This window comes from Vibrio sp. SCSIO 43155 (assembly GCF_023716605.1).
GTDB classification, from domain to species: Bacteria; Pseudomonadota; Gammaproteobacteria; order Enterobacterales; family Vibrionaceae; genus Vibrio; species Vibrio harveyi.
Map to the genome: position 1 here is coordinate 191,262 of NZ_CP071852.1, position 22,645 is coordinate 213,906.

General features: G+C 42.1%; 26 protein-coding genes. 23 read left to right on the forward strand and 3 right to left on the reverse strand.

Annotated elements, in window-relative coordinates; genetic code table 11:
- Positions 1–39 precede the first annotated feature (39 nt).
- The 4 genes from J4N44_RS00845 (at position 40) to J4N44_RS00860 (ending at position 2,930) form a co-directional block, all read left to right on the forward strand.
- On the forward strand, positions 40–516 hold the full coding sequence (locus tag J4N44_RS00845; RefSeq protein WP_005449354.1) for a hypothetical protein: 477 nt from the start codon (positions 40–42) through the stop codon (positions 514–516).
- Positions 517–619: 103 nt separating this feature from the next.
- Positions 620–1,429, forward strand: coding sequence for a bifunctional DNA-formamidopyrimidine glycosylase/DNA-(apurinic or apyrimidinic site) lyase (mutM, locus tag J4N44_RS00850; protein ID WP_017817197.1), 810 nt, complete (start codon positions 620–622; stop codon positions 1,427–1,429).
- A gap of 96 nt (positions 1,430–1,525) precedes the next feature.
- Positions 1,526–2,008, forward strand: coding sequence for a pantetheine-phosphate adenylyltransferase (coaD, locus tag J4N44_RS00855; protein WP_005449352.1), 483 nt, complete (start codon positions 1,526–1,528; stop codon positions 2,006–2,008).
- A complete protein-coding gene (locus J4N44_RS00860) occupies positions 1,995–2,930 on the forward strand; it encodes a glycosyl transferase family 90 (RefSeq protein WP_005449351.1) in 936 nt (311 codons plus the stop codon). The genes coaD and J4N44_RS00860 overlap by 14 nt, the downstream gene beginning before the upstream one ends.
- 48 nt (positions 2,931–2,978) lie before the next feature.
- Here the strand turns inward: J4N44_RS00860 and J4N44_RS00865 are convergent, their stop codons facing one another.
- The 3 genes from J4N44_RS00865 to J4N44_RS00875 are packed head-to-tail and all read right to left on the reverse strand — an operon-like array spanning position 2,979 to position 5,655.
- The gene (locus J4N44_RS00865; RefSeq protein ID WP_005535598.1) at positions 2,979–3,767 is read right to left on the reverse strand and encodes a glycosyltransferase family 2 protein; all 789 of its coding nucleotides are present in this window, start codon (positions 3,765–3,767) and stop codon (positions 2,979–2,981) included.
- A complete protein-coding gene (locus J4N44_RS00870; protein ID WP_009698950.1) occupies positions 3,764–4,531 on the reverse strand; it encodes a glycosyltransferase family 2 protein in 768 nt (255 codons plus the stop codon). Before J4N44_RS00870 ends, J4N44_RS00865 begins: the two co-directional genes overlap by 4 nt.
- Positions 4,532–4,569: 38 nt before the next feature.
- Positions 4,570–5,655, reverse strand: coding sequence for a glycosyltransferase family 9 protein (locus tag J4N44_RS00875; protein WP_252044757.1), 1,086 nt, complete (start codon positions 5,653–5,655; stop codon positions 4,570–4,572).
- A 104-nt stretch (positions 5,656–5,759) separates the two neighbouring features.
- Here J4N44_RS00875 and J4N44_RS00880 point away from each other — a divergent pair, with 104 nt between their 5' ends.
- The 19 genes from J4N44_RS00880 to J4N44_RS00970 all read left to right on the forward strand — a co-directional run bounded on the left by J4N44_RS00880 (position 5,760) and on the right by J4N44_RS00970 (position 22,644).
- Positions 5,760–6,164 carry a diacylglycerol kinase gene (locus J4N44_RS00880; RefSeq protein WP_005449346.1) on the forward strand — a complete coding sequence of 135 codons (405 nt, stop codon included), beginning with the start codon at positions 5,760–5,762 and terminating at the stop codon, positions 6,162–6,164.
- A gap of 24 nt (positions 6,165–6,188) precedes the next feature.
- Positions 6,189–6,899, forward strand: coding sequence for a 3-deoxy-D-manno-octulosonic acid kinase (locus J4N44_RS00885; protein ID WP_252044759.1), 711 nt, complete (start codon positions 6,189–6,191; stop codon positions 6,897–6,899).
- A 146-nt stretch (positions 6,900–7,045) separates the two neighbouring features.
- Positions 7,046–8,110: a dTDP-glucose 4,6-dehydratase gene (rfbB, locus tag J4N44_RS00890; RefSeq protein ID WP_017189986.1), complete on the forward strand. Its 1,065-nt coding sequence runs from the start codon at positions 7,046–7,048 to the stop codon at positions 8,108–8,110.
- Positions 8,110–8,976: a glucose-1-phosphate thymidylyltransferase RfbA gene (gene rfbA / locus J4N44_RS00895; protein ID WP_074051000.1), complete on the forward strand. Its 867-nt coding sequence runs from the start codon at positions 8,110–8,112 to the stop codon at positions 8,974–8,976. Before rfbB ends, rfbA begins: the two co-directional genes overlap by 1 nt.
- Position 8,977: 1 nt before the next feature.
- Positions 8,978–9,520: a GNAT family N-acetyltransferase gene (locus J4N44_RS00900; protein ID WP_050923980.1), complete on the forward strand. Its 543-nt coding sequence runs from the start codon at positions 8,978–8,980 to the stop codon at positions 9,518–9,520.
- Positions 9,521–9,528: 8 nt separating this feature from the next.
- On the forward strand, positions 9,529–10,599 hold the full coding sequence (locus J4N44_RS00905; protein WP_252044761.1) for a 3-oxoacyl-ACP synthase III family protein: 1,071 nt from the start codon (positions 9,529–9,531) through the stop codon (positions 10,597–10,599).
- 9 nt (positions 10,600–10,608) lie between these two features.
- Positions 10,609–10,827: a hypothetical protein gene (locus J4N44_RS00910; RefSeq protein WP_050923982.1), complete on the forward strand. Its 219-nt coding sequence runs from the start codon at positions 10,609–10,611 to the stop codon at positions 10,825–10,827.
- A gap of 9 nt (positions 10,828–10,836) precedes the next feature.
- Positions 10,837–11,580, forward strand: coding sequence for an SDR family NAD(P)-dependent oxidoreductase (locus J4N44_RS00915; RefSeq protein WP_050923983.1), 744 nt, complete (start codon positions 10,837–10,839; stop codon positions 11,578–11,580).
- A 10-nt stretch (positions 11,581–11,590) separates the two neighbouring features.
- Positions 11,591–11,878, forward strand: a complete 288-nt coding sequence (locus J4N44_RS00920) for a hypothetical protein (protein ID WP_009699603.1) — start codon at positions 11,591–11,593, stop codon at positions 11,876–11,878.
- 10 nt (positions 11,879–11,888) lie between these two features.
- Positions 11,889–12,590 (forward strand): SDR family NAD(P)-dependent oxidoreductase, encoded by a 702-nt coding sequence (locus tag J4N44_RS00925; protein WP_050923985.1) that lies wholly within the window; start codon positions 11,889–11,891, stop codon positions 12,588–12,590.
- Positions 12,587–13,945: an AMP-binding protein gene (locus tag J4N44_RS00930; RefSeq protein ID WP_252044763.1), complete on the forward strand. Its 1,359-nt coding sequence runs from the start codon at positions 12,587–12,589 to the stop codon at positions 13,943–13,945. The genes J4N44_RS00925 and J4N44_RS00930 overlap by 4 nt, the downstream gene beginning before the upstream one ends.
- Positions 13,946–13,970: 25 nt before the next feature.
- A complete protein-coding gene (gene rffA, locus J4N44_RS00935; RefSeq protein ID WP_188015439.1) occupies positions 13,971–15,113 on the forward strand; it encodes a dTDP-4-amino-4,6-dideoxygalactose transaminase in 1,143 nt (380 codons plus the stop codon).
- 2 nt (positions 15,114–15,115) lie between these two features.
- Positions 15,116–16,231 carry a hypothetical protein gene (locus tag J4N44_RS00940; RefSeq protein ID WP_187992561.1) on the forward strand — a complete coding sequence of 372 codons (1,116 nt, stop codon included), beginning with the start codon at positions 15,116–15,118 and terminating at the stop codon, positions 16,229–16,231.
- Between the two features lie 28 nt (positions 16,232–16,259).
- Positions 16,260–17,450 carry a UDP-N-acetylglucosamine 4,6-dehydratase gene (locus J4N44_RS00945; protein WP_187992560.1) on the forward strand — a complete coding sequence of 397 codons (1,191 nt, stop codon included), beginning with the start codon at positions 16,260–16,262 and terminating at the stop codon, positions 17,448–17,450.
- Positions 17,451–17,462: 12 nt separating this feature from the next.
- A complete protein-coding gene (locus tag J4N44_RS00950) occupies positions 17,463–18,614 on the forward strand; it encodes a LegC family aminotransferase (RefSeq protein WP_074051002.1) in 1,152 nt (383 codons plus the stop codon).
- A 17-nt stretch (positions 18,615–18,631) separates the two neighbouring features.
- A complete protein-coding gene (neuC, locus tag J4N44_RS00955; protein ID WP_074051003.1) occupies positions 18,632–19,807 on the forward strand; it encodes a UDP-N-acetylglucosamine 2-epimerase in 1,176 nt (391 codons plus the stop codon).
- Between the two features lie 39 nt (positions 19,808–19,846).
- The gene (neuB, locus tag J4N44_RS00960; protein WP_074051004.1) at positions 19,847–20,920 is read left to right on the forward strand and encodes an N-acetylneuraminate synthase; all 1,074 of its coding nucleotides are present in this window, start codon (positions 19,847–19,849) and stop codon (positions 20,918–20,920) included.
- 10 nt (positions 20,921–20,930) lie between these two features.
- The gene (locus tag J4N44_RS00965; RefSeq protein ID WP_005449336.1) at positions 20,931–21,566 is read left to right on the forward strand and encodes an acetyltransferase; all 636 of its coding nucleotides are present in this window, start codon (positions 20,931–20,933) and stop codon (positions 21,564–21,566) included.
- 22 nt (positions 21,567–21,588) lie between these two features.
- Positions 21,589–22,644: a nucleotidyltransferase family protein gene (locus J4N44_RS00970; RefSeq protein ID WP_005449334.1), complete on the forward strand. Its 1,056-nt coding sequence runs from the start codon at positions 21,589–21,591 to the stop codon at positions 22,642–22,644.
- The last annotated feature ends 1 nt before the right edge of the window (position 22,645 follow it).

Here is a 22,645-nt window from a genome sequence, read left to right on the forward strand (position 1 = left end):
TTGGTTAAGCTGCTGCTGATTTACGCGATGAGGTGAATTATGTCTAAAAAGGTGCACCGCCGCCGTCGTTGGAACAATATTCTAATCTTAGGCATCATCGTGTTCATGGTGATCCTTAATGCGCCAACTTGGATCAAAACCTACCTTATCGATGAACAAGTGGATCCGTATCCGAACTTGTTACGCTCCGATCATGATGTCAGTGCCATTTACTATGCTGGTTGGGAATTAGACAAGCAAAATGGACAGTGGCAATCCAACATTAAAGCCAATATCCCCGTACAAGAAATAGTGACTCGCTGGCAATCACTTGAAGGTACAGAACTGAACTCTCAGCAGTATGAACAGTTAAAGCCTCGCCTTTCATCGCCGGAAAGCATCGAAGTCTGGTATCAAGGTTTGGAAGAGCCACAACGTATCACCTTTTACCGCCTTGACGATTTTTGGCTATTTAAAAATTGGCAAGACAAGTGGATCGCCATTTCTGTTGATGGTAACTACATCATGCCTAAGTAAAAGTTGCGTAATAACCTTTCGCTGAAACTGTGTTTGTCATGCTGCTTTTCTATTATGCTAAGCGCTCACTAATGTTGTTTCTGACGCTGTTAAGGAGAGTCAAATGCCTGAATTACCAGAAGTTGAAGTAAGCCGAATGGGGATCAGCCCTCATATGATTGGGCAGACGATCAAGGCATTTGTTTTTCGTACTCCGAAGCTACGTTGGGATATTCCTCAAGAGCTTAAGCTTTTGGAAGGGCAGGTTATTCGTAATATTCGTCGTCGCGCCAAGTACTTATTGATTGATACCGACCAAGGTACAGCGATTGTTCACCTTGGCATGTCTGGATCATTGCGTGTACTCGACGCTGACTTCCCTGCGGCAAAGCACGATCATGTTGACCTTAAACTCACCAATGGCAAAGTGTTACGCTACAACGACCCGCGTCGTTTTGGTGCTTGGCTTTGGAGCGCTCCTAATGAGTCTCACACCGTATTAGATCATATGGGACCTGAGCCTTTAACCGAGGAGTTCAACGCTGAATATATGGCAGACAAAGCCAAAGGTAAGCGTGTTGCGGTTAAACAGTTCATTATGGACAATAAAGTGGTGGTTGGCGTTGGGAATATTTACGCCAATGAGTCTTTATTTAAAACCCGCATTCACCCAACTCGCCCAGCAGGAAAACTAGCTAAGAAAGAGTGGCGATTACTGGTGGAGAACATCAAAGCTACGTTAGAAATCGCGATTCAGCAAGGTGGAACTACACTTAAAGACTTCGCCCAAGCGGACGGCAAACCTGGTTACTTTGCACAAGAGTTATTAGTTTACGGAAAAGCCGGAGAGCCATGTCCAGAATGCGGTGAAGTGCTCCAAGAGCAGAAAATAGGGCAACGTAATACCTTCTTTTGCAATGTGTGTCAGCAGTAGAAATAAGATCGTCTCAGGTGTATTTCTATCAAGCAGTTGTAATCGCCGACCTTTCCTTCAATAATTCATACAGTTTTGAATAAATCAGTACATCCTATGAAAGTCATTTACCCAGGAACATTTGACCCAGTTACCAATGGTCACTTAAATCTTATCGAGCGCACCCATGAAATGTTCGATGAAGTCGTTATCGGAGTCGCAGCAAGCCCTTCAAAGAATACGATGTTCACATTGGAAGAACGCGTTGCTTTGATGGAAGAGGTCGTGGCGCATTTACCTGGTGTAACAGTGAAAGGCTTTTCTGGGTTACTGGTGGACTTTGCTCGTCAAGAGCAGGCTAAAGTATTGATTCGTGGGTTAAGAACAACGGTCGATTTTGAGTATGAGTTTGGTTTGACCAACATGTATCGCAAGTTATTGCCTGGGATTGAGAGTGTATTTTTGACCCCTGAAGAAGAGTTTGCTTTTTTATCGTCGACCATCGTACGTGAGGTTGCCATCCATGGTGGCAGTATTGAGCAATTTGTTCCTGCGGCAGTGGCTAAGGCTATCGAGAAGAAAGTAAATGAAAGACAGTAAGTTTCCTTATTATTTCTCAAACGCTCTCTCGATGCTGATCCCTCGTTTTGTCTATCGAGAGCAAGCAAAACGTTTACTTTCGACTCTGACTGAAGCGGAGAAGCAGTACTGTCTTGAGCGAGTGAATTATTACAACAAGTGTGAACAGTTGTTTTCGGTCGATAGCCGAGAGCAGAGTTACGCTAAGATTGGTGAGTTCAAAAAAACAAAAGGTTGGACTTATTTTTTCGATACGCGCCAAGTTATACGCTATTTCCCATCTGAGTTTACGTTTAACTACATCAATGGTGATGTGACGCATATTCCTAATGTGCCGAGCTTTATTAAAAGTCGTCCTATCCATGGTGACAATCAGAATTCTATCGTTTTAAAGCTGAATCAAATTCGTCACTTTAAATTTGTGGATGACGAAATGAGCTACCGAGATAAGAAAGACATGGTGGCGTGGCGAGGCGTCGGTTTTCAGCCTCACCGTCAAACGGTAATTCATGCTTTCTATGACCACCCCCGTTGCAATATTGGTCAGACTCGCCCACAAGAAGGACAGCCTTGGGAAAAAGGCTTTATGAGTATTGAGGAGCAGCTTCAATACAAGTTCTTGTTGTGTATTGAAGGCAATGATGTCGCAACCAACCTGAAGTGGGCAATGTCCTCGAACTCATTGGTTATTATGTCAAAGCCTAAGTACGAAACATGGTTTATGGAAGGTAAGCTAGAAGCTGGCATCCACTATGTTGAAGTGAAGGATGATTATTCGGATTTGCCTGAAAAGATGGACTATTACTTAGCGAATGAGCAAGAAGCATTAGCGATCATTGAGAATGCGCACCAATGGGTTGAGCAGTTTAAAGATAAACGTAAAGAGCGTTTGATCTCATTGATGGTTGCCGATAAGTACTTCACCTTATCTCAACAACAATAAAAAAGGGGCGAAACGCCCCTTTCATATTTTTATAAGCTTCTAAAGTTTTTACGCTTCTAGAAATTGGTCAACACCGTTTTCGCAACGCTTAAGTTTGTTTTTAATGGTGTTATCTAAGATCTCATCGTTTTGACCCAATGACGCACGAGAGTTTTCTACGTGATATAAGTGGTAGCCCACTCCGGCGAATTTTAGGTAAAGACGTGACTTGTTTGAGTTAAGCATGCGATGAACAAATTCGCTGTCTTCACGTCCCCAACCGACAAAATCTTGGTTGAAGCCATTCACCTCGATAACATCTTGTCGCCAAAACGCCATATTACAGCCGCGAGTCGCCTTATCGTTGTTGCGTTCGTATGAGAACCAGTTCGATAGCAGTGAGTTTGTGATGCAGTTCTTACGGTTGCGGATCCCTTTGCTAAATACAGAAGGAACCAATCCGTTTTCCATAATTTCACGGCTGCACGCTTCGTCAGTCAGAACTCGACCACCTTGAACAAACCAATTTGGTTTTGCCACGCGTTTGTGCGATTCAATAAAGGTTTGTGACAATACCATGTCGCCATCGATCATGATCAGGTAATCGCCTGATGCTTTAGCTATTGCACGGTTTCGACTCATAGAAAGCTGGAAGCCATTGTCTTCATGCCAACTGTGTACCAGTGGAACCGGAAAACCTTCACGCATTTGGTCAATCATTGCTTTGGTATCTTCACGAGAACCATCATCTGCCACAATAACTTCATCAGGCAAAACGGTTTGGCGCTTTACACTTTCTAACACGGATTTTAAGGCTTCTTTCCAGTTATAAGTGGTAATAATTAAAGTCGTTTTCATTGTTTTTTCGCCTGTTCGCGTAAGTATAAGTCGATGTATTTAACGAAGGTAGAATGCATGCTTAACCACGCAAGGATGAAGCCATGCTTACCATCAAGAAAACCACGCTTAAGAATGTACATCTTCAAGAAGCTGGCTAATGCATGGATGATTGCCGTGCTGAGACCAGATTTTTTCCTGCCTTCTCGCTCGTCTGTCCAAGCTTTGAGGTAACCTGTGGTTTTGTTGATGTAATGATGGAGGTGTTCGTACGTATAGTGGTGTAATCTGCCATCCAGTTTCTTGATTGCAAAGCCTTTATCTTCGACTTTTTCATGCACTAAAGCATCATTGTAGTGGGTATAACTGGTGCGGTAGAGACGAACGATCCAATCTGGTGACCATCCTGAGTGATAGATAAACTTACCAAACGCGGCACTCAGACGATTCACTTTATACAGTGTGTTTGGCTCGTCATTCTCAACGGCTTTTAAAATGCTTTCTTTCAGCTCTGGCGTGACTTGTTCGTCGGCATCCAACCAAAGCACATAATCTGCGGTTACGTATTGCTGAGCAAGTTGGCGCTGTTTGCCAAATCCTGGCCACTCCAAGTTGGTGTAAAACTTGTCGGTATATTGTCTGGCGATTTCTTCAGTGCGATCAGTACTGCCTGAATCAAGAAGGACAATCTCATCAGCCCAATCTTTCACTGTGTCTAGACAAGCTTGTAGGTGCTTCTCTTCATTTTTCACGATTAAGGCAACGGCTAAAGTGGGTTTAGACAAGTTGGTTTCCTTCTTAAACAATCTTATATAGGGGGAGTTTACTGATATTGGGGATACAAATCTTCTACGACTTGATCAAACATAACCATGACACGATCACTCGTGATACGATTCATCGCTTTTTCATCTTTTGCTCGCGTTCGCCAGCTAAGCTCTTGGCTGGTTTTTCCAGTCTCTGCAAAAATGGTCTCTTCATACACTGAAACGGCGTATTTCAAATAGTTATAAGGACCAACACGGACAGGGTTATGGTGAGCATACAAGCCAATAATCGGGGTTTGCATTGCACTTGCCATGTGGGCAGGACCAGTATCTGGTGCAATCACCATCTCAACCTTATCAATCAGTGCCAGCATTTGCATGATGGAGCTTTCTCCAACCAAGTTTAAGCAAGGTTCTGTAAGTAAAGATTGAATGTGTTCAGCTAAGTCGACTTCTACTTTCGCTGGGCTACCCGCTAAGATGACATTCCAGCCTTTCTCTCGAGCGTGGTTGATAACATCAACATAACCTTCTGCATTCCAGTTCTTATAAGCTTTGCTTGCCCCCGGGACCAACAATAGATTCGGCTTATCAGCTTGGCTCTGAGTTTTCGAGACTTTAGTTTCTGAAATCTTAGTTTCTGCCCAGAGAGCATCTTGCTCTGAGTACGACAATGACCAAGTAAGTTCTGACTGAGGCACACCAATTTGATGGGCAAACGCCATTAAACCATCCGCAACATGCAAAGAGCTTGGTGAAGGAACTTTGACATTGGTGAACAAAGTTTGAAAGTCTTGGCTACGGTCAGAAGAGAACCCAAGTTTGTACTTCGCTTTAATACCTAACGTCGCCACGCTCGCTCGAATGGCATATTGCATATGAAGCAAAGCATCGAACTTGCGTCCTTTGAGCTGCTTCCACAATGACTTATAACCATCAAGACCTGCTTTTTTATCAAAAACAATCACTTCAACACCATCTATCGCTTGCAGCAATTGAGCTTCAAGCTTGCCAGTAATCCAAGTGATATGGGTATCAGGCCATTGTTTTTGAATCGCTTGAACCGTCGCGATGGTATTACAAACGTCGCCGATGGCGGATAAACGCAATATACAGAGTGAAGAAGGGGCAGAAGTGAACATAGTTATTGTCTGATAAGATAAATAGATGCAGGTAAATTATGCAGACATCCCCAATAAATGTAAAATACACCGCTTCTATAATGAGTACTGACGAGCCCCTCTTAATGTCAAAGACAAAACAACACCAATCATTGAACTCAGGTAAACCTGGAAACACGGGTTTGACGCGCGTCATCAAAGCGGCTGGATATTCTGCAAAAGGGCTGAAAGCGGCGTTTAAACATGAAGCAGCCATCAGGCAAGAATTAGCCATGCTGGTACTTGCGATTGCATTGGTGTGTGTATTTGATTTGAGTGTTGTAGAACGCATTCTCATGTTAGGCGTTGTAGTGTTAGTGTTTATCGTTGAACTGATTAACTCTGCCATTGAAGCCGTTGTTGATAGAATTGGTGTCGAGCATCATGAACTGAGTGGGCGAGCAAAAGACATTGGCTCAGCCGCAGTGATGGTTGCGCTATTTTTTGCTGGCTTTACATGGCTGTATATTCTTATCAGCCACTACTTTTAATAAAACCTAACGGCAACTTTCGACATGACTCAGAGTTATCAACAAGGCAATAGCATGGTGTGGTTTGATGATGAAATCATCACAGACCCAAGCCAAGCGTTGTTTGATGCCCAATATTGGCAAGAGCAAGATAAAGTGGTGGGCAGCGCATCCGGACGTGGAACCACATGGTTTGTTCAACTTGATACTATGCAAGCTGCTTTGCGTCATTACCGCCGTGGTGGTTTATTTGGCAAGTTGGTTGAAGATCACTATTGGTTTACTGGATGGGAGCAGACTCGTAGCCTACAAGAGTTTAATCTGCTCAGAGTACTGATTGAGTCTGGTGTGAATGTCCCTCGACCGATTGCTGCGCGCGCAGTTAAAACTGGCTTAACTTACCAAGCGGATCTTTTGAGCGAAAGAATTCCCAATGCCAAAGACTTGGTCAGTATTTTGCAAGAAAACCCATTACCGGAAGCGATGTACCATAAGGTAGGGCAAGAAATTGCCAAGATGCACAACGTCAACGTGAACCATACCGATCTGAACATTCACAACATCTTAATTGATGAGCAAGAAAAGGTATGGATCATCGATTTTGATAAATGCTCTCAGCAACCGGATGGTGATTGGAAGCAAGGCAACTTAGAGCGTTTGAAGCGCTCGTTTCTGAAAGAGCTGAACAAACGTCAAATACATTGGCAAGAAAGCGACTTCGCGGTGCTTGAAAAGGCGTACTCTTTAAGTCGTTAGGTGCCAACGACGAACAATCAAAAATTTAGACTTGGCTATCTTATTAAGGTAAGCCAAGTGGCGTAGTTTAAGCGCACATTTAACTACAATTAAACAAGATTTCTCGTGCTTTACGTGAGCACAATATTAAGCAGGTAACGTTCATAATGAAAATACTAGTAACTGGTGGTGCTGGTTTTATTGGCTCTGCAGTCATAAGACACATCATTCGTGATACCCAAGATACCGTCATTAACCTAGATAAATTGACTTACGCTGGCAATTTAGAGTCCCTAGCGGAAGTATCGGATAGTGAACGTTACCATTTTGAGCAAGTTGATATCTGTCAACGTGACGAGCTTGATCGCGTATTTGCAAAGCATCAACCTGATCTCGTGATGCACCTTGCGGCTGAATCGCACGTAGACCGTTCCATTGATGGACCTGCGGCATTTATTGAAACCAATGTCATGGGGACGTATCACCTTCTTGAATCGGCTCGTCAATATTGGTCGACACTGGATGAGACTCGCAAAGCCGCTTTCCGTTTCCATCATATTTCTACCGACGAAGTGTATGGTGACCTAGAAGGTACGGATGATTTGTTTACTGAAACTACATCCTATGCACCGAGTAGCCCGTACTCCGCTTCTAAAGCGTCCAGCGATCATCTTGTTCGAGCGTGGCAACGCACTTACGGTTTTCCTACGTTGGTGACCAACTGCTCGAACAACTATGGACCTTACCATTTCCCAGAGAAACTGATCCCACTGATGATTTTGAATGCCTTAGATGGCAAGCCGTTGCCTGTGTACGGTGATGGTATGCAAATCCGTGATTGGCTGTTCGTCGAAGATCATGCTCGCGCACTCTACAAAGTCGTGACAGAAGGTGAAATTGGCGAGACATACAACATCGGTGGTCACAATGAAAAAGCGAATATTGAAGTCGTGAAAACCATTTGCTCGCTACTTGAAGAATTTCGACCAAACAAACCTGCAGGTGTTGAATCTTATGAATCGTTGATCACGTATGTGAAAGATCGACCAGGTCATGATGTACGCTATGCCATTGATGCAACAAAAATTGCTCGAGAGCTGAACTGGACGCCTGAAGAAACATTTGAAAGTGGCATTCGAAAAACCGTTGAATGGTATCTAAACAACCAGCAATGGTGGCAACGTGTGCTTGATGGCTCATACAGTCTTGAACGATTAGGAGCGGGTGAATAATGAAAGGTATTATTCTTGCTGGTGGTTCTGGTACGCGTTTATACCCAATCACACGAGGCGTTTCTAAGCAGTTACTGCCTGTATACGATAAGCCAATGATCTACTACCCACTGTCAGTACTTATGCTTGCTGGTATTCGTGAGATTTTGGTGATTACCACTCCTGAAGACCAAGAAGGTTTTCAGCGCTTGCTTGGTGATGGCTCTGACTTTGGTATCGAACTGCAATACGCAATCCAACCCACGCCAGATGGTCTAGCTCAAGCATTCATTATTGGTGAAGAGTTTATCGGTGATGACTCTGTGTGTTTGGTTCTAGGCGACAATATCTTTTATGGACAGGGCTTCACGCCGATCTTACAGCAAGCTGCGATGAAAAATCATGGAGCGACAGTATTTGGTTATCAAGTCAAAGACCCTGAGCGCTTTGGTGTAGTAGAATTTGATGCTGATATGCATGCAATCTCGATTGAAGAAAAACCAGCAGTACCGAAATCAAACTACGCCGTTACAGGCTTGTATTTTTATGATAACCAAGTTGTAGACTTAGCGAAGAAGGTGAAACCATCCATGAGAGGGGAGTTAGAAATTTCGACTCTCAACCAGATGTACCTTGAGCAAGGCAACCTGAATGTTCAATTACTAGGTCGTGGTTTCGCTTGGTTAGATACAGGGACGCACGAGAGCCTTCATGAAGCATCTTCATTCGTTCAGACCATTGAGAATGTTCAAGGTCTAAAAGTTGCGTGTCTAGAGGAGATTGCGTGGCGTAATGGTTGGTTGTCGGATACTCAATTGTGCACTATATCTCAGGGCATGTTGAAAAATGAGTACGGTCGATACTTAGGTAGTTTAGTAAGAAATTAACATGAAACACTTTGACCCCGTCGTTTTAAACGGACATGGCGTAACTCTGACGCCACTAAACGAATCTCACCTAGAAATGCTGCGAAATTGGCGAAACAGTGAATTTGTGCGTCGTTTTATGCTTTATCAAGAAGATATTTCAGAAAACCAACAAAGAGAATGGTTTGAAAAGCTTAAAGGTAGCAAAAAGTTTTATTTCATTATTACCGATGAAGCCGGCGTGTATGGTTGCTGCAATATCAACATTGAAATGGATGACTTAGGTCACTGGTTTGCGGAAGGGGGCATTTTTTCTGCTGAAGAAAGTAAGTTGAATAGTCTGACTCCAATCAAAGCCATTTGCACGCTATATCATTGGGGCTTTACTTCTTGTGAGGTGAGCTGCATAAAAGCTCGAATTCGCAATGATAACAAACGAGCCATTCGATTTAACAATGGCTTAGGGTTCAAGGTTGACCATGTAACAGATGGTGTAACTTACGCAACGTTAACTAAATCATCGTTTGAACATAGATACGATGCAATAAAAAGAGTATTAGGTTAGGAGCAAAAATGACAATAGCAAGCTTTACTAAAGCAAAAATCCGAGGATTAGCTACCGTTGTTCCTCCTGAGGTTAAGTGTATTGACGATGAAGTTCATCTATACGGTGGAAATGAAAAGCAAATTGCTCGAATTAAAAAAGCAATCGGCTTAGATAAGCGTCATGTGGTATCTGAGGGTGTTACGAGTTTAGATCTTTGTGAGGCTGCAGCTCTTAAACTGTTTAGCGAGCTTGATGTTAACAAATCTCTAATTGATGGCGTTATCTTTGTGACCCAAACCCCTGATCATTTTCAGCCTTCAAACGCAGCTATTGTGCATGGGAAGTTGGGATTAAGTACCTCGGTTGCTGCTTTTGACGTATCTCTTGGTTGTTCCGGCTATGTGTATGGCCTTTGGCTTGCTCATATGATGGTACAGACAGGCAGTTGTAAGAATGTTCTTGTTTTGGCTGGTGATACGTTAAGTCGATGTGTAAATCCTAAAGATCGCTCTACAGCACCGCTATTTGGCGATGCAGGTTCAGCCACACTCGTTTCAGTATCATCAGATGAGTCGAATAGCTACTTTAGCCTGCACACTGATGGTGAAGGGAGTGAGTACATTATTCAACCAGCCGGTGGCTTTAGAACGCCATTTTCAAATGAGACAGAGCAAGAAAGCGTTGATGATGAAGGTAATTATCGCAGTCTAAACGACTTGTACATGAATGGTGCTGAGGTGTTTAATTTTGCGATTAAAACTGAGCCTAAAGCAATTACCGATATTCTTGAGTTTAGTGGAAGAACAATGGATGACATTGATTACCTGTTCTTCCACCAAGCAAATCAATACATTATTTCAAATATTGTCAGACGAATAAAAGCACCTAAAGATAAAGCACCAAGTGATATTGTGAGTTTATACGGCAATCAAAGTAGCGCATCTATCCCTTGTGCTATTTCGCATACCCTAGGTGGAAAGGCAGTTTCTACAGATAATGTTGTCCTTTCTGGTTTTGGGGTTGGTTTATCTTGGGCGAGCGCAGTGTTGTCATTAAATAGTGCGTACGTATCTGAAGTTGTAGTGTTACAGAAGTGAGAGAAAAAAGTGAATAAAGAGCAATTTCTAACAGAGCTAACGGACGTTCTTCAACTAGAAGAAACGGTTAATGAGTCAACAAATCTTAAAGAGCTTGAGGAATGGGATTCAATGGCGCATTTAGGTGTTATCTCAATGTTTGATATCGAGTTCTCTAAAAATATCACCAATGCAGAACTTAAAGATGTTGAAATGGTGTCTGATTTGATGGTCTTAGCCGGTTTATAAGGCATTATCGTGTCTAAATTGTATTTAGTTACAGGTGTAAGCTCTGGTATAGGTCTAGCTATTTGTAAAAACTTGTTGTCTTCTGGGCATCGAGTTGTTGGTTTATCTCGAACAGAAAAGGTCGGAGTTCAGGAGTTATCTAACGAGTACCCTGAGTCATTTAGCTTTCTTAGTAGGGATTTATCCGATGATATCGATGGGCTACACCGTTTACCAATTCAATTGGCGAAGCAGTATGGTAAGTTTTCTGGATTAGTTCATGCTGCTGGCGCTCTTTCTGTTCTACCAAACCGCTTCAATACTCATGAAAAGATGCTAGCAACATTTAGCTTGAATCTATTCAGTGGATTAGCGTTATCTCGAGGGTTGTCAGATAAGAGAGCGCTCAGTGAATCTGGAGCGTCAATAGTTTTTATTGCCTCTATCGCAGCCAGCATTGGGGCAACAGGAACGGTAAATTATGGAGCATCAAAAGCCAGTTTAATTGGAGCAACCAAATCATTAGCAAAAGAACTTGCTAAGCAGAACATTCGAGTTAACACAGTTTCACCAGGGCTAATTCGAACTAATTTGACACAAGACCATAATGATGAAGCTTTTTTTGAGCGCTTGGAGCAGGTTTACCCGCTAGGGCTGGGGAAGCCAGAGTATGTTGCGGATGCGGTCGAGTTTCTTTTATCTAGTAAAGCTCAATGGGTTACTGGGACTGATTTAGTGGTTGATGGCGGTATTACGCTTGGTATTAACGAATAGAGAATAAAATATGGAAAAGTATCTTGAGCTAGTTTTGTCCACCCTACATGAAATGGGGGAAGATGAAGATAATGAAGCATTGGTTGAAGCGCACATAAAAACAAAACTTTTTGGTGCAAATGGTGTTCTTGACAGTGTAGGTATTGTTTTCTTGATCACGGAGCTTGAAGAAAAAATTAGTGATGATTTTGGCGTTGATGTCACTTTGGCTGATGAAAAGGCTATGAGCCAAGTGACGTCTCCATTCCGAAATGTAGAAACGCTAGCGAAGTATATTGCGCAGTTAGTAGAAGAGTAGAAGTTGAATTATGCCGTTGAATATTGTTATTACAGGTTCTAGAAAAGGTTTGGGTAAAGCGTTAGCAGAGCATTATCTGGCGCAAGGGCATACCGTGATTGGCTGTAGTCGTCAAGAAAGTAGCATTGAGCATGATAATTACCACCATTTTGAGCTGGATGTAACAGACGAGAAGGCTGTTGTTTCCATGGTCAGAAGCGTGAGAAAGCAATTTCGCACTGTTGATGTTTTGGTGAACAATGCTGGTATGGCAGCGATGAACCACTTCTTGACTACTCCTTTGAGTAGCGCAGAGAAAGTGATGGCGACGAATGTGTTTGGTACATTTTTATTTTCTAGAGAAATAGCAAAACTAATGATGAAGCAAAAGTCTGGCTCCATCGTTAATTATTCAACGGTTGCCGTTCCTTTAGATCTTGAGGGTGAGGCTATTTATGCGGCAAGTAAAGCGGCAGTAGAATCACTGACGAAAATATCAGCGAAAGAGCTGTCTCCTTATGGTATTCGAGTAAATGCAGTTGGTCCAACACCTGTGCCTACAGACTTGATCAAAGCAGTACCTAAGCAAAAAATTGAAGAGCTTATTGCAAGCCAAGCGATCAAACGACTTGGTAAAGAAGAAGATGTCATAAACGTCGTTGACTTTTTTATTTCGCCAAGAAGTGAGTTTGTTACTGGGCAGGTGATCTATTTAGGCGGAGTGTTCAAATGACCCCATATCTCGCTAAGTTATCTGGTTATTCCGATGATATCGCACTTAATTTTAATTCTGAACAATTCAGTTATCGAGAGCTTAATCTGAATATTGAGCGATTTGAGGCTGAGTTGACTCAGGTTGCTCCGAACCAAGTCATTTGTATTGTTAGCGATTACTCATTTGACGCTATTTCATTGTTTTTTGCCTTGGTGAAGAAGAAATGCATTATCGTTCCAATTGTAAGCGAAAACCAAGAAGAGATTGATAAGCGCATTGCTGTGATCAAACCTGATATGGTGATCAATTTACGTAACCCAGCGGGTAATATCTTTGAACAATTTGAACAGAATGATTGCTCTCGACATCAATTGATACTGGATCTGATGCACCGCGACCAGTCAGGATTGGTTCTCTTTAGCAGTGGTAGTACAGGTGAGCCAAAAGCAATGATCCATAATCTGGATGTACTGCTAGGAACTTACGTAGACAAACGACCTAAATCGTTGTCCATTATGGTCTTCCTGATGTTCGATCATATTGGTGGTTTGAATACACTACTTAACTCGTTATCAATGGGAGCAAAAATTGTTATCCCTGAGAAAAGGGAGCCAGAACATGTTGCGATGCTGATAGAACGTGAAAAAGTGAATTTACTCCCAGCCTCGCCAACATTTTTAAATATGATGCTCATAGCGAATGTCCATCAGCAATACGATCTCAGGTCTTTAAGGATGGTGACGTATGGCACCGAAGCTATGCCAGAAAGTTTGTTGTTGCGCTTAAAGGCGACATTGCCCCGAGTTAAGTTGCTACAAACCTTTGGCACGAGTGAAACCGGAATAGCTCAAACGTCGAGCCGCTCCTCAAGCAGTTTGGAAATCAAGTTTGATGACCCAAACCAAGAATATAAAATTGTAAATAATGAACTCTGGTTGCGCAGTAAAACGCAAATAATGGGTTATTTGAACCATGATATGAGTAGCTTTTCAGATGATGGCTGGTTCCAAACTGGTGACTTGGTTGAACAATCTGAAGGTGGGTACTTAAAAATTATTGGTCGCGCAAAAGAAGTGATCAATGTTGGTGGTGAAAAAGTTTTACCGAGCGAGGTCGAATCAGTCCTGCTTGGTATTGATGGCATCGAGGATTGTGTTGTTTATGCAGCGGCTAATGCCATTACAGGTCAAACTGTGGTAGCTAATGTAACGCCTAGACAAGATGTAGACCACAAAGAGCTGAAAAAACAAATTCGTAAGTACTGTCGAGCTCAGTTGGACGCTTACAAAGTACCAACTAAGGTTAACTTCAATACAGATACGGGTGTAAGCGAACGCTTTAAGAAAGTTCGTATTAACAAATATAGTAATTAATTATCTTAAGCAAGGTAATCGAAGAATGATCCCTTTTAATAAACCTCCAGTCGTTGGTACAGAGACTACATTTATTCAACAGGCACTTTGTAGTGGAAAACTGAGTGGCGATGGGGTGTTTGGTCAGAAATGTCAACGTTGGTTTGAACAGCAGACCGGTTGCGTGAAAGCTTTGCTAACGCCATCTTGTACGCACGCACTTGAGTTGGCTGCATTGCTCATCGATATTCAACCTGGTGATGAAGTGATCATGCCAAGCTATACCTTTGTCAGTACGGCAAATGCTTTTGTACTGCGTGGAGCAAAGGTGGTTTTTGTTGATGTTCGCCCTGATACGATGAACATTGATGAGACAAAAATAGAAGCTGCAATCACAAGCAAAACGAAAGCAATTGTACCTGTTCATTATGCTGGTGTTGCTTGTGAAATGGATACGATAATGAGCATTGCTAACAAACATGATTTGTTTGTTATTGAAGATGCAGCTCAAGGAGTGATGTCGACTTATAAAGGTAAAGCTCTCGGTTCCATTGGACACTTAGCTGCATATAGTTTTCATGAGACTAAAAACTATACCGCTGGTGGTGAAGGTGGATTATTACTTATCAATGACAGCGTGTTTGTAGAGCGAGCGGAAATCATTCGAGAGAAAGGGACAAATCGTAGTTTGTTCTTTCGAGGGATGGTCGACAAATATACATGGGTTGATGTTGGCAGTAGCCTGCTTCCAAGTGAAATTCAAGCGGCCTATCTTTGGGCGCAACTGGAGAATGCTGAAATCATTAACCAAAAAAGAATGCAGCTTTGGAATCAGTACTACGATGAGTTAAGTGAGTATACCGAAACCCATGGTATTGCATTGCCTGCAGTTCCATCAAATTGCCAACATAATGCTCATATGTTTTATCTTAAACTAAAAGATCTAGAGCAAAGAACGCAATTTATTAATTTGCTCAATAAGCACTCGATTATGTCGGTGTTTCATTATATACCGCTACACAGCTCACCTGCGGGAAAAGAGTTTGGTGAGTTTGCAGGGACCGACGATTACACAACGAGAGAAAGTGAAAGGTTAGTTCGCTTGCCTCTCTTCTTCAATATGGAAAGCAGTGAACAATCAGATGCTATTGCAGCAATAAAAATTGTATTGGAAAGCATGGACAAGTAACTATGCCGAATCATGATATTAAGCACGTATTTTTGGTGTCCAGTACTGACTTTTTTTCTCCGTTATTTTTAGATGCTTTGGTCAATAAGGCTGGCGTTGCTAAAGAGTCTTTGGGTGTGGTGGTGTTTGGGTGCAACAATCAATACGACGACTCTAAGAAAATCGATGGGATCTCTTACTTTTCGTATGAAAATATAGATAAATCTATATTTATTAATGCCACTAACGTGACCTACTTTTCATTGAGTTCTTTTAACTCAAGGCAAGTAAGAGAAGTGTTAGAGTTAGACTCGCAAATGAAGCATAAGTCTTACATGTTCATTACTGATGATGAAATCGATAGATGGCTGCTATGTAAAAGTCAACATGGCAGGCTCGTTCCGGATGTGAAGTTAAGCATGACGGAAAATGATATTTGGGTATTGAGTCAACAACAATGCTTTATTGCTTTAGACATGGCTTTTCGCGGTAAACTAAACCAAGCGTTAGGACGAGAAAACTATCAAATTGTCGATTCTGGTGTTGTTTTTGATACATTGCCGACGAAGTCAGCACAAGGACTTGCTCTGTCTGTTCTCGATGATGAAAAAAATAAGAGAAATATGGTTTTGTTAGGAACAAAACCTAACGCATTTGAATACCAAGATATCAAAAAAATGTTACGTGCTTTTGTCACGCGGGGCGTCAACAAAGACTTCAAGTTTGTTGTAATGTGGCCTGCAAAACAATGGCGAAAGCGCATTCTGCTAGATTTGTATTTGTTCTACCTACACAAAGTAAAAAAACAACCTATTGATATTTCGATCTTGACCTCTTTGCCCCCTCTTGCTTACACCTCGATGGTAATGTCGTGCACACATCTAGTACTGCAACCTAGAGGTGGAGCTAGCACAGCCCGTCAACTGATGAAGTGGGGACAGGGTAAGGTATGCGTGGCTAAAGGAAGTCACAATGAATTGTTCTTCAAAGATGCTCAGTCAATTGATTTAGTTGGTTTTGCTAGCTTTTCCGAACTAGCTGAAAACTTAAATGAACAGATTGATATAAAAGGAAATACTTTTAAAATCAATGCGGAAGAGCAACGTTCACTGAGTGTATTAGCTAAACTATATAGCTAATGTAATTAAAGATTTTTCAAGGCTAAATATGAGCAACATTTTACCTCTCATCGGTCGCACTGACGCCCTGTTTACACAAGATATCGCTCAGCATGAAGTTGAGTTATCTCGTATTGTTTCTGAATCTAGCTTTCTTGTGCTTGGCGGCGCAGGATCAATTGGTCAAGCAGTGACTAAAGAGATCTTCAAACGCAATCCTAAGAAATTGCATGTTGTGGATATTAGTGAAAACAACATGGTGGAACTTGTTCGAGATATCCGCAGTTCATTCGGTTACATCGATGGCGACTTCCAAACATTTGCTCTAGATATCGGCTCTCTAGAATACGATGCATTCATAAAGGCTGATGGTAAGTTTGATTACATACTGAACTTATCTGCGCTTAAGCATGTTAGAAGTGAAAAAGACCCTTACACATTGATGCGTATGATCGATGTGAATGTGTTTAACACGGACAAAACCATTCAGCAATCTATTGATGCTGGCGCGAAGAAGTACTTTTGTGTTTCTACAGATAAAGCTGCAAACCCAGTCAATATGATGGGGGCATCCAAGCGTATTATGGAAATGTTCCTGATGCGCAAAAGTGAGCAAATGGCAATCTCAACGGCGCGATTTGCGAATGTTGCATTCTCTGATGGCTCGTTGCTGCATGGGTTTAACCAGCGTATTCAAAAACGTCAGCCTATCGTTGCTCCCAATGACATCAAACGTTACTTTGTTACTCCGCAAGAGTCGGGTGAGTTATGTTTGATGTCTTGTATCTTTGGAGAGAATCGTGACATTTTCTTCCCTAAATTGAGTGAAGCTCTGCACCTTATCTCGTTTGCAGATATTGCCGTGAAATACCTAGAGCAGCTTGGCTACGAACCTCACTTATGTGAAACAGAAGAAGAAGCTCGCCAGCTTGCGCATACGCTCCCAGAGCAAGGTAAGTGGCCATGTTTGTTTACTGCAAGTGATACAACGGGTGAAAAAGACTTCGAAGAGTTTTTTACAGATAAAGAAGAGCTGGATATGTCTCGATTCGAAAATCTGGGCATCATCAAAAATGAACCTCTTTATGAGCAAGATCTGCTTACTTTGTTTGAAAACAGCATCTCTGAGATGAAAGGTGAGCGAGCTTGGACTAAAGAGCAGATTGTGAAACTGTTCTTTACCATGATCCCTGATTTTGGGCACAAAGAAACGGGTAAATACCTCGATAGCAAGATGTAAGTGGAGTATTCAATGAAAGCGACAACTATTGTTGAATTTGTGAGAGATACTTACAAAACAGACGAATTTATTCCCTTACATGCACCAACGTTTGATGGCAACGAAAAAGCGTACGTAATGGAAACGATTGAAAGTACATTTGTTTCTAGCGTCGGTAAGTTTGTTGATGATTTTGAGAGAAAAATTGAAGCTTACACTGGTACGGCTAAAGCTGTAGCGACAGTGAATGGAACAGCAGCATTGCATGCGGCATTGTACATGGCTGATGTTCAAAGAGGCGATCTGGTCATCACGCAAGCACTGACGTTCGTTGCTACCTGTAATGCTCTTTATCATATGGGAGCTGAGCCGGTTTTTGTTGATGTTTCCCCGGTGAGTTTAGGGTTGTGCCCTAAGGCTGTGGATGCATTTTTAGAAGAGAATGCTGAAGTCACAGACGTGGGATGTATCCATAAAAAAACAGGTAGAAGAATCAAAGCCGTTGTACCAATGCACACGTTTGGTCACCCTGTAGAGCTTGATGAGCTGGTTGCCGTTTGCTTGAAATGGAACATCACGTTGGTTGAAGATGCCGCAGAAAGTCTAGGCTCGTTCTATAAGGGCAAACATACCGGTACTATTGGTGATTTTGGTGCTGTCAGCTTCAATGGTAATAAGATCATCACCACAGGTGGTGGTGGCATGGTGTTATGTAAGACTCAAGAATTAGGTGCACGTACTAAGCATGTCACGACGACAGCAAAAATTCCTCATCCTTATGAGTTTTTCCATGATGAACCTGGCTTTAACTACCGTATGCCTAACCTGAATGCTGCACTGGGATGTGCACAGATGGAAGTTATCCAGCAGTATTTGAAGCAAAAGAGATTGCTTGCAGAAGGCTATAAAAACTTCTTCAAAGGTACAGATTTTAACTTTGTCACTGAGCCAGAGTATGCGAAGTCAAACTACTGGTTAAATGCAATTGTCTGTCCGGATAAAGAAAGTCGCGAAGAGGTGCTAGCTTGCACAAATGGCTCTGGTGTGATGACTCGACCTATTTGGCAGCTCATGCATAGATTACCTATGTTTGAGAATGCAATACATGGTGACTTAACTTACTCAGAGTTTATTGAGGCACACCTAATCAATCTTCCAAGTACCCCAGTGGAAATCAAAAGCTAAGTAGGTTCAATACATACATGACGCAGACAGATAAAAAGGTTGCAGTCTTTACTGGTACAAGAGCAGAGTATGGTCTGCTCTTTTGGCTTTTAAAGGACATACAAAGCGATCCAGATCTAACACTTCAATTGCTTGTTTCTGGCATGCACCTATCACCGGAGTTTGGTGAAACCTATAAACAAATTGAAAAAGATGGCTTCAGCATCGATGAGAAAATAGAGATTTTGCTATCTTCTGATTCCGCGGTAGGTACTGCGAAAAGTATGGGGGTAGGGGTTTTAGGTTTTGCTGATGCATTGTCGCGATTAGCACCAGATGTTCTTGTTATTCTTGGGGACCGCTTTGAAGCGCTTGCTGCAGCGCAAACTGCCATGATACTTCGTATTCCAATTGTTCATCTTCATGGTGGAGAGATAACGGAAGGTGCTTACGATGATGCGATTCGTCATGCTATTACAAAGTTGAGTTACCTGCATGGTACGTCGACAGAAGAGTATCGTCAGCGAGTTATCCAGTTAGGAGAATCTCCTGAGCGCGTTAAAAATATTGGGGCTATTGGGCTTGATCATCTAAAAAGAGCTTCTTTTATGGATACGCAGGAATTAAGTGAATCTCTTAATTTCTCAATTGATAAGCCTTACTTTCTTGTCACATATCATCCAGTGACCTTAGGTGAAGAAGCTCCTGAAGAAAGTTTTCAAGTGCTACTCGATGCTTTAGATACGTTTCCCGACCATCAAGTAATTTTGACGTATCCCAATGCGGATGATGGTGGGCGACGAATTATCCCAATGCTTGAAGAATATGCTAGAAGTAACCCTGAGCGTGTATTAGCAATACCATCGTTAGGGCAGGTACGTTATCTAAGTGCAGTCAAACATGCTGCTGCCGTTATCGGCAACTCATCTAGTGGTATTATAGAAGTGCCAGCCTTTGATGTTCCTACAGTGAATATAGGTTCTAGACAAAAAGGGCGTTTGGCTGCAAAAAGTGTTCTAAACGCAGCTGCTACAAAAGAATCTATCAGTAACGCGGTTAGCCTTGCTGTGAGCAGAAAGTATAAAGCTGAAAATGAGAATATTGCTAACCCCTACGGGCAGGGGGATAGTAGCAAGCAAGTCATAGAGATGATTAAAGGCTTGCAGTTTGAACGTAGCAAAGCGTTCTATGACCTTACATTCGATAATGTATAATTTCCTTGTAAACCAAGAACGAAAACAGAAAGAGACTCTATGACCTTAATAATTGCTGAAGCCGGTGTTAATCATAACGGGAATGAGAAGCTCGCCTTTGAGTTAGTGGAAGCTGCTCATAAAGCTGGCGCTGACATTGTTAAATTCCAAACATTTAAAGCTAAAAATCTGGTCACAGAATCAGCCAAACAAGCTGACTACCAAATGGCGAATACTCAAAAGCAAGAATCTCAATTGGCTATGCTAAGCCGATTGGAGTTGTCTTATGAGGTGCACCACCAGCTAGTTGACCACTGCAGTAAGCTTGGTATTGAGTTTCTTTCGACTGCTTTTGACTCTGAAAGCTTGGATTTTTTGGTAAACGATCTCGGGCTTAAGCGATTAAAGATACCTTCTGGCGAAATCACAAATGCTCCTCTTGTTCTAGAACATGCTCGCACAGGTTGCGATTTGATTGTATCAACTGGCATGGCAACTCTATCAGAAGTTGAAAATGTACTCGGAGTAATCGCGTTTGGTTATACAGCAAAAGCAGATGACCTGCCGAACGAGCAAGCGTTTCAACAAGCTTATGCTTCGGATGCTGGACAGGCTGCGTTGAAGAGTAAAGTGACCATATTGCATTGTACAACAGAGTACCCCGCTCCTATGGATGAAATAAACTTAAGAGCAATGGACACCTTACATCAAGCGTTTGAATTGCCTGCTGGTTATTCTGATCATAGTGAAGGTATTACCATTCCGATTGCTGCAGTTGCTCGTGGTGCAATGTTAATCGAAAAACACTTTACCCTTGATAAAAATATGGAAGGACCGGATCACAAAGCGTCTTTAGAGCCGCACGAGCTTGCCTCAATGGTACAAGGTATTCGACAAGTAGAGAAAGCGCTAGGGAATAGGGTGAAAACTCCCACAGTATCAGAGATAAAAAACAAATCCGTAGCCCGTAAAAGCTTAGTGGCAGCTAAGGTCATTGTTTCTGGTGAGACCTTTAGTATTGAAAACTTGGCGATTAAGCGCCCAGGAACAGGTATGTCACCTTACAAGATGTGGGATTTAATCGGGCAAACAGCGACTAAAGATTATGATGCTGGAGAACTAATAGTTGAGTAGTGAAGTGTTAATGCCGCTGGTTATGATTGGCGGTGGTGGTCATGCAAGTGTGCTCGTTGATTTGCTCCGCCATCAAAACAGAACCATTCTCGCAGTGATTAGTCCAGATGATACCTCTACTAGACCTGCTTTTGACGGTATTCCGCGACTATCAAATGATGACGATATCAGTCGATTTTCGCCGGATGATGTTCGCTTAGTCAATGGTATCGGAATGATGCCCAAATCGCAGTTAAGAAAAAAAGTAAATCAACGCTTTCTGGATCTTGGTTACCAATTTGAAACAGTGATCTCGGAGCAAGCGTTGGTTTCAAAACACGCGCATCTCCAGGATGGTGCTCAGGTATTAAAGGGCGCAATCGTGCAATGCGGTGCTGTTATCGGCGAACATTCAATAATTAACACTGGGGCTTTGATTGAGCATGATACCGTAATTGGAGAGCACAATCATATTGCCCCTAGAGCTGTTCTATGCGGCGGTATTGTTACTCAAAGTGATGTTTACGTTGGTGCTAATGCCACTGTCATCCAAAATCTTAAGCTGGCGCAAAACGTCGTTGTTGGTGCTGGTGCTATAGTCACGTGTCATTTGGATGCTCATCAAGTTTGCTATCCAAGCAGAGCGACCATCATAAACTCGAAATAATATAGAAATACAAAGGTTACTCATGAGTAATTGTTGGAAAAATGTACTAGTCAAGCCAGCGTGTACTTTATTAGATGCGTTGGAGATTATTAACGATGAAGCCTTACGAGTTGTATTGGTTGTTGATGAAAGTGATGCACTACTTGGTGTAGTGACTGATGGTGATATTCGGCGTGGATTACTACGTAATTTGCCTCTAACCGCAGACATAGCGCAAGTTATGAATACGACACCGTACACTGCTGCAATAGAAACTCCACGTGATGAGCTCATTGCTATCATGGAAAGCAATGATATTTTGTCTATTCCACTATTAGACAATGGCAAGGTCGTTGGGTTAGAGACCTTACATCATGCTTTAAGTACTCCTGTGTATGAGAACCCTGTATTTATCATGGCTGGTGGTTTCGGAACTCGCTTGCGTCCTTTGACGGATCACTGCCCAAAACCAATGTTGAAGATTGGTGATAAACCTATTTTAGAAACAGTTATTCGAAACTTTATCAAAGCAGGCTTTATTAACTTCTATATCTCAACCCATTACATGCCAGAACTTATTCAACAGCATTTTGGTGATGGTTCAAGTTTAGGTGTAAAGATCACTTATGTACATGAGCAATCTCCGCTTGGTACTGGAGGTGCTTTAGGACTTTTACCTAAAGACCTTCCTAAAGATTTGCCTTTAATTATGATGAATGGTGATGTTTTAACGAAGGTAGATTTTCAACGGTTACTGGAATTTCACACTGAGCATGATGCGGACGCAACTATGTGCGTGCGAGAATATGACTACCAGATCCCTTATGGCGTGATTAATGGAGAAGGGAACCGGATTACAAGTATGGTCGAGAAACCGATCCAACGCTTTTTTGTTAATGCGGGAATTTACGTGGTTTCACCAGTTGTCATCCAATCCGTTCCTGAAAACCATCATATTGATATGCCGACATTGCTCGAGCAGCATATGAATAAACGCAACAACGTTTTAATGTTTCCAATTCATGAATACTGGCTGGATATTGGTCGTATGGATGACTTTAATCGAGCTCAAACTGATATTTATACTCTAGGGTTGTAAA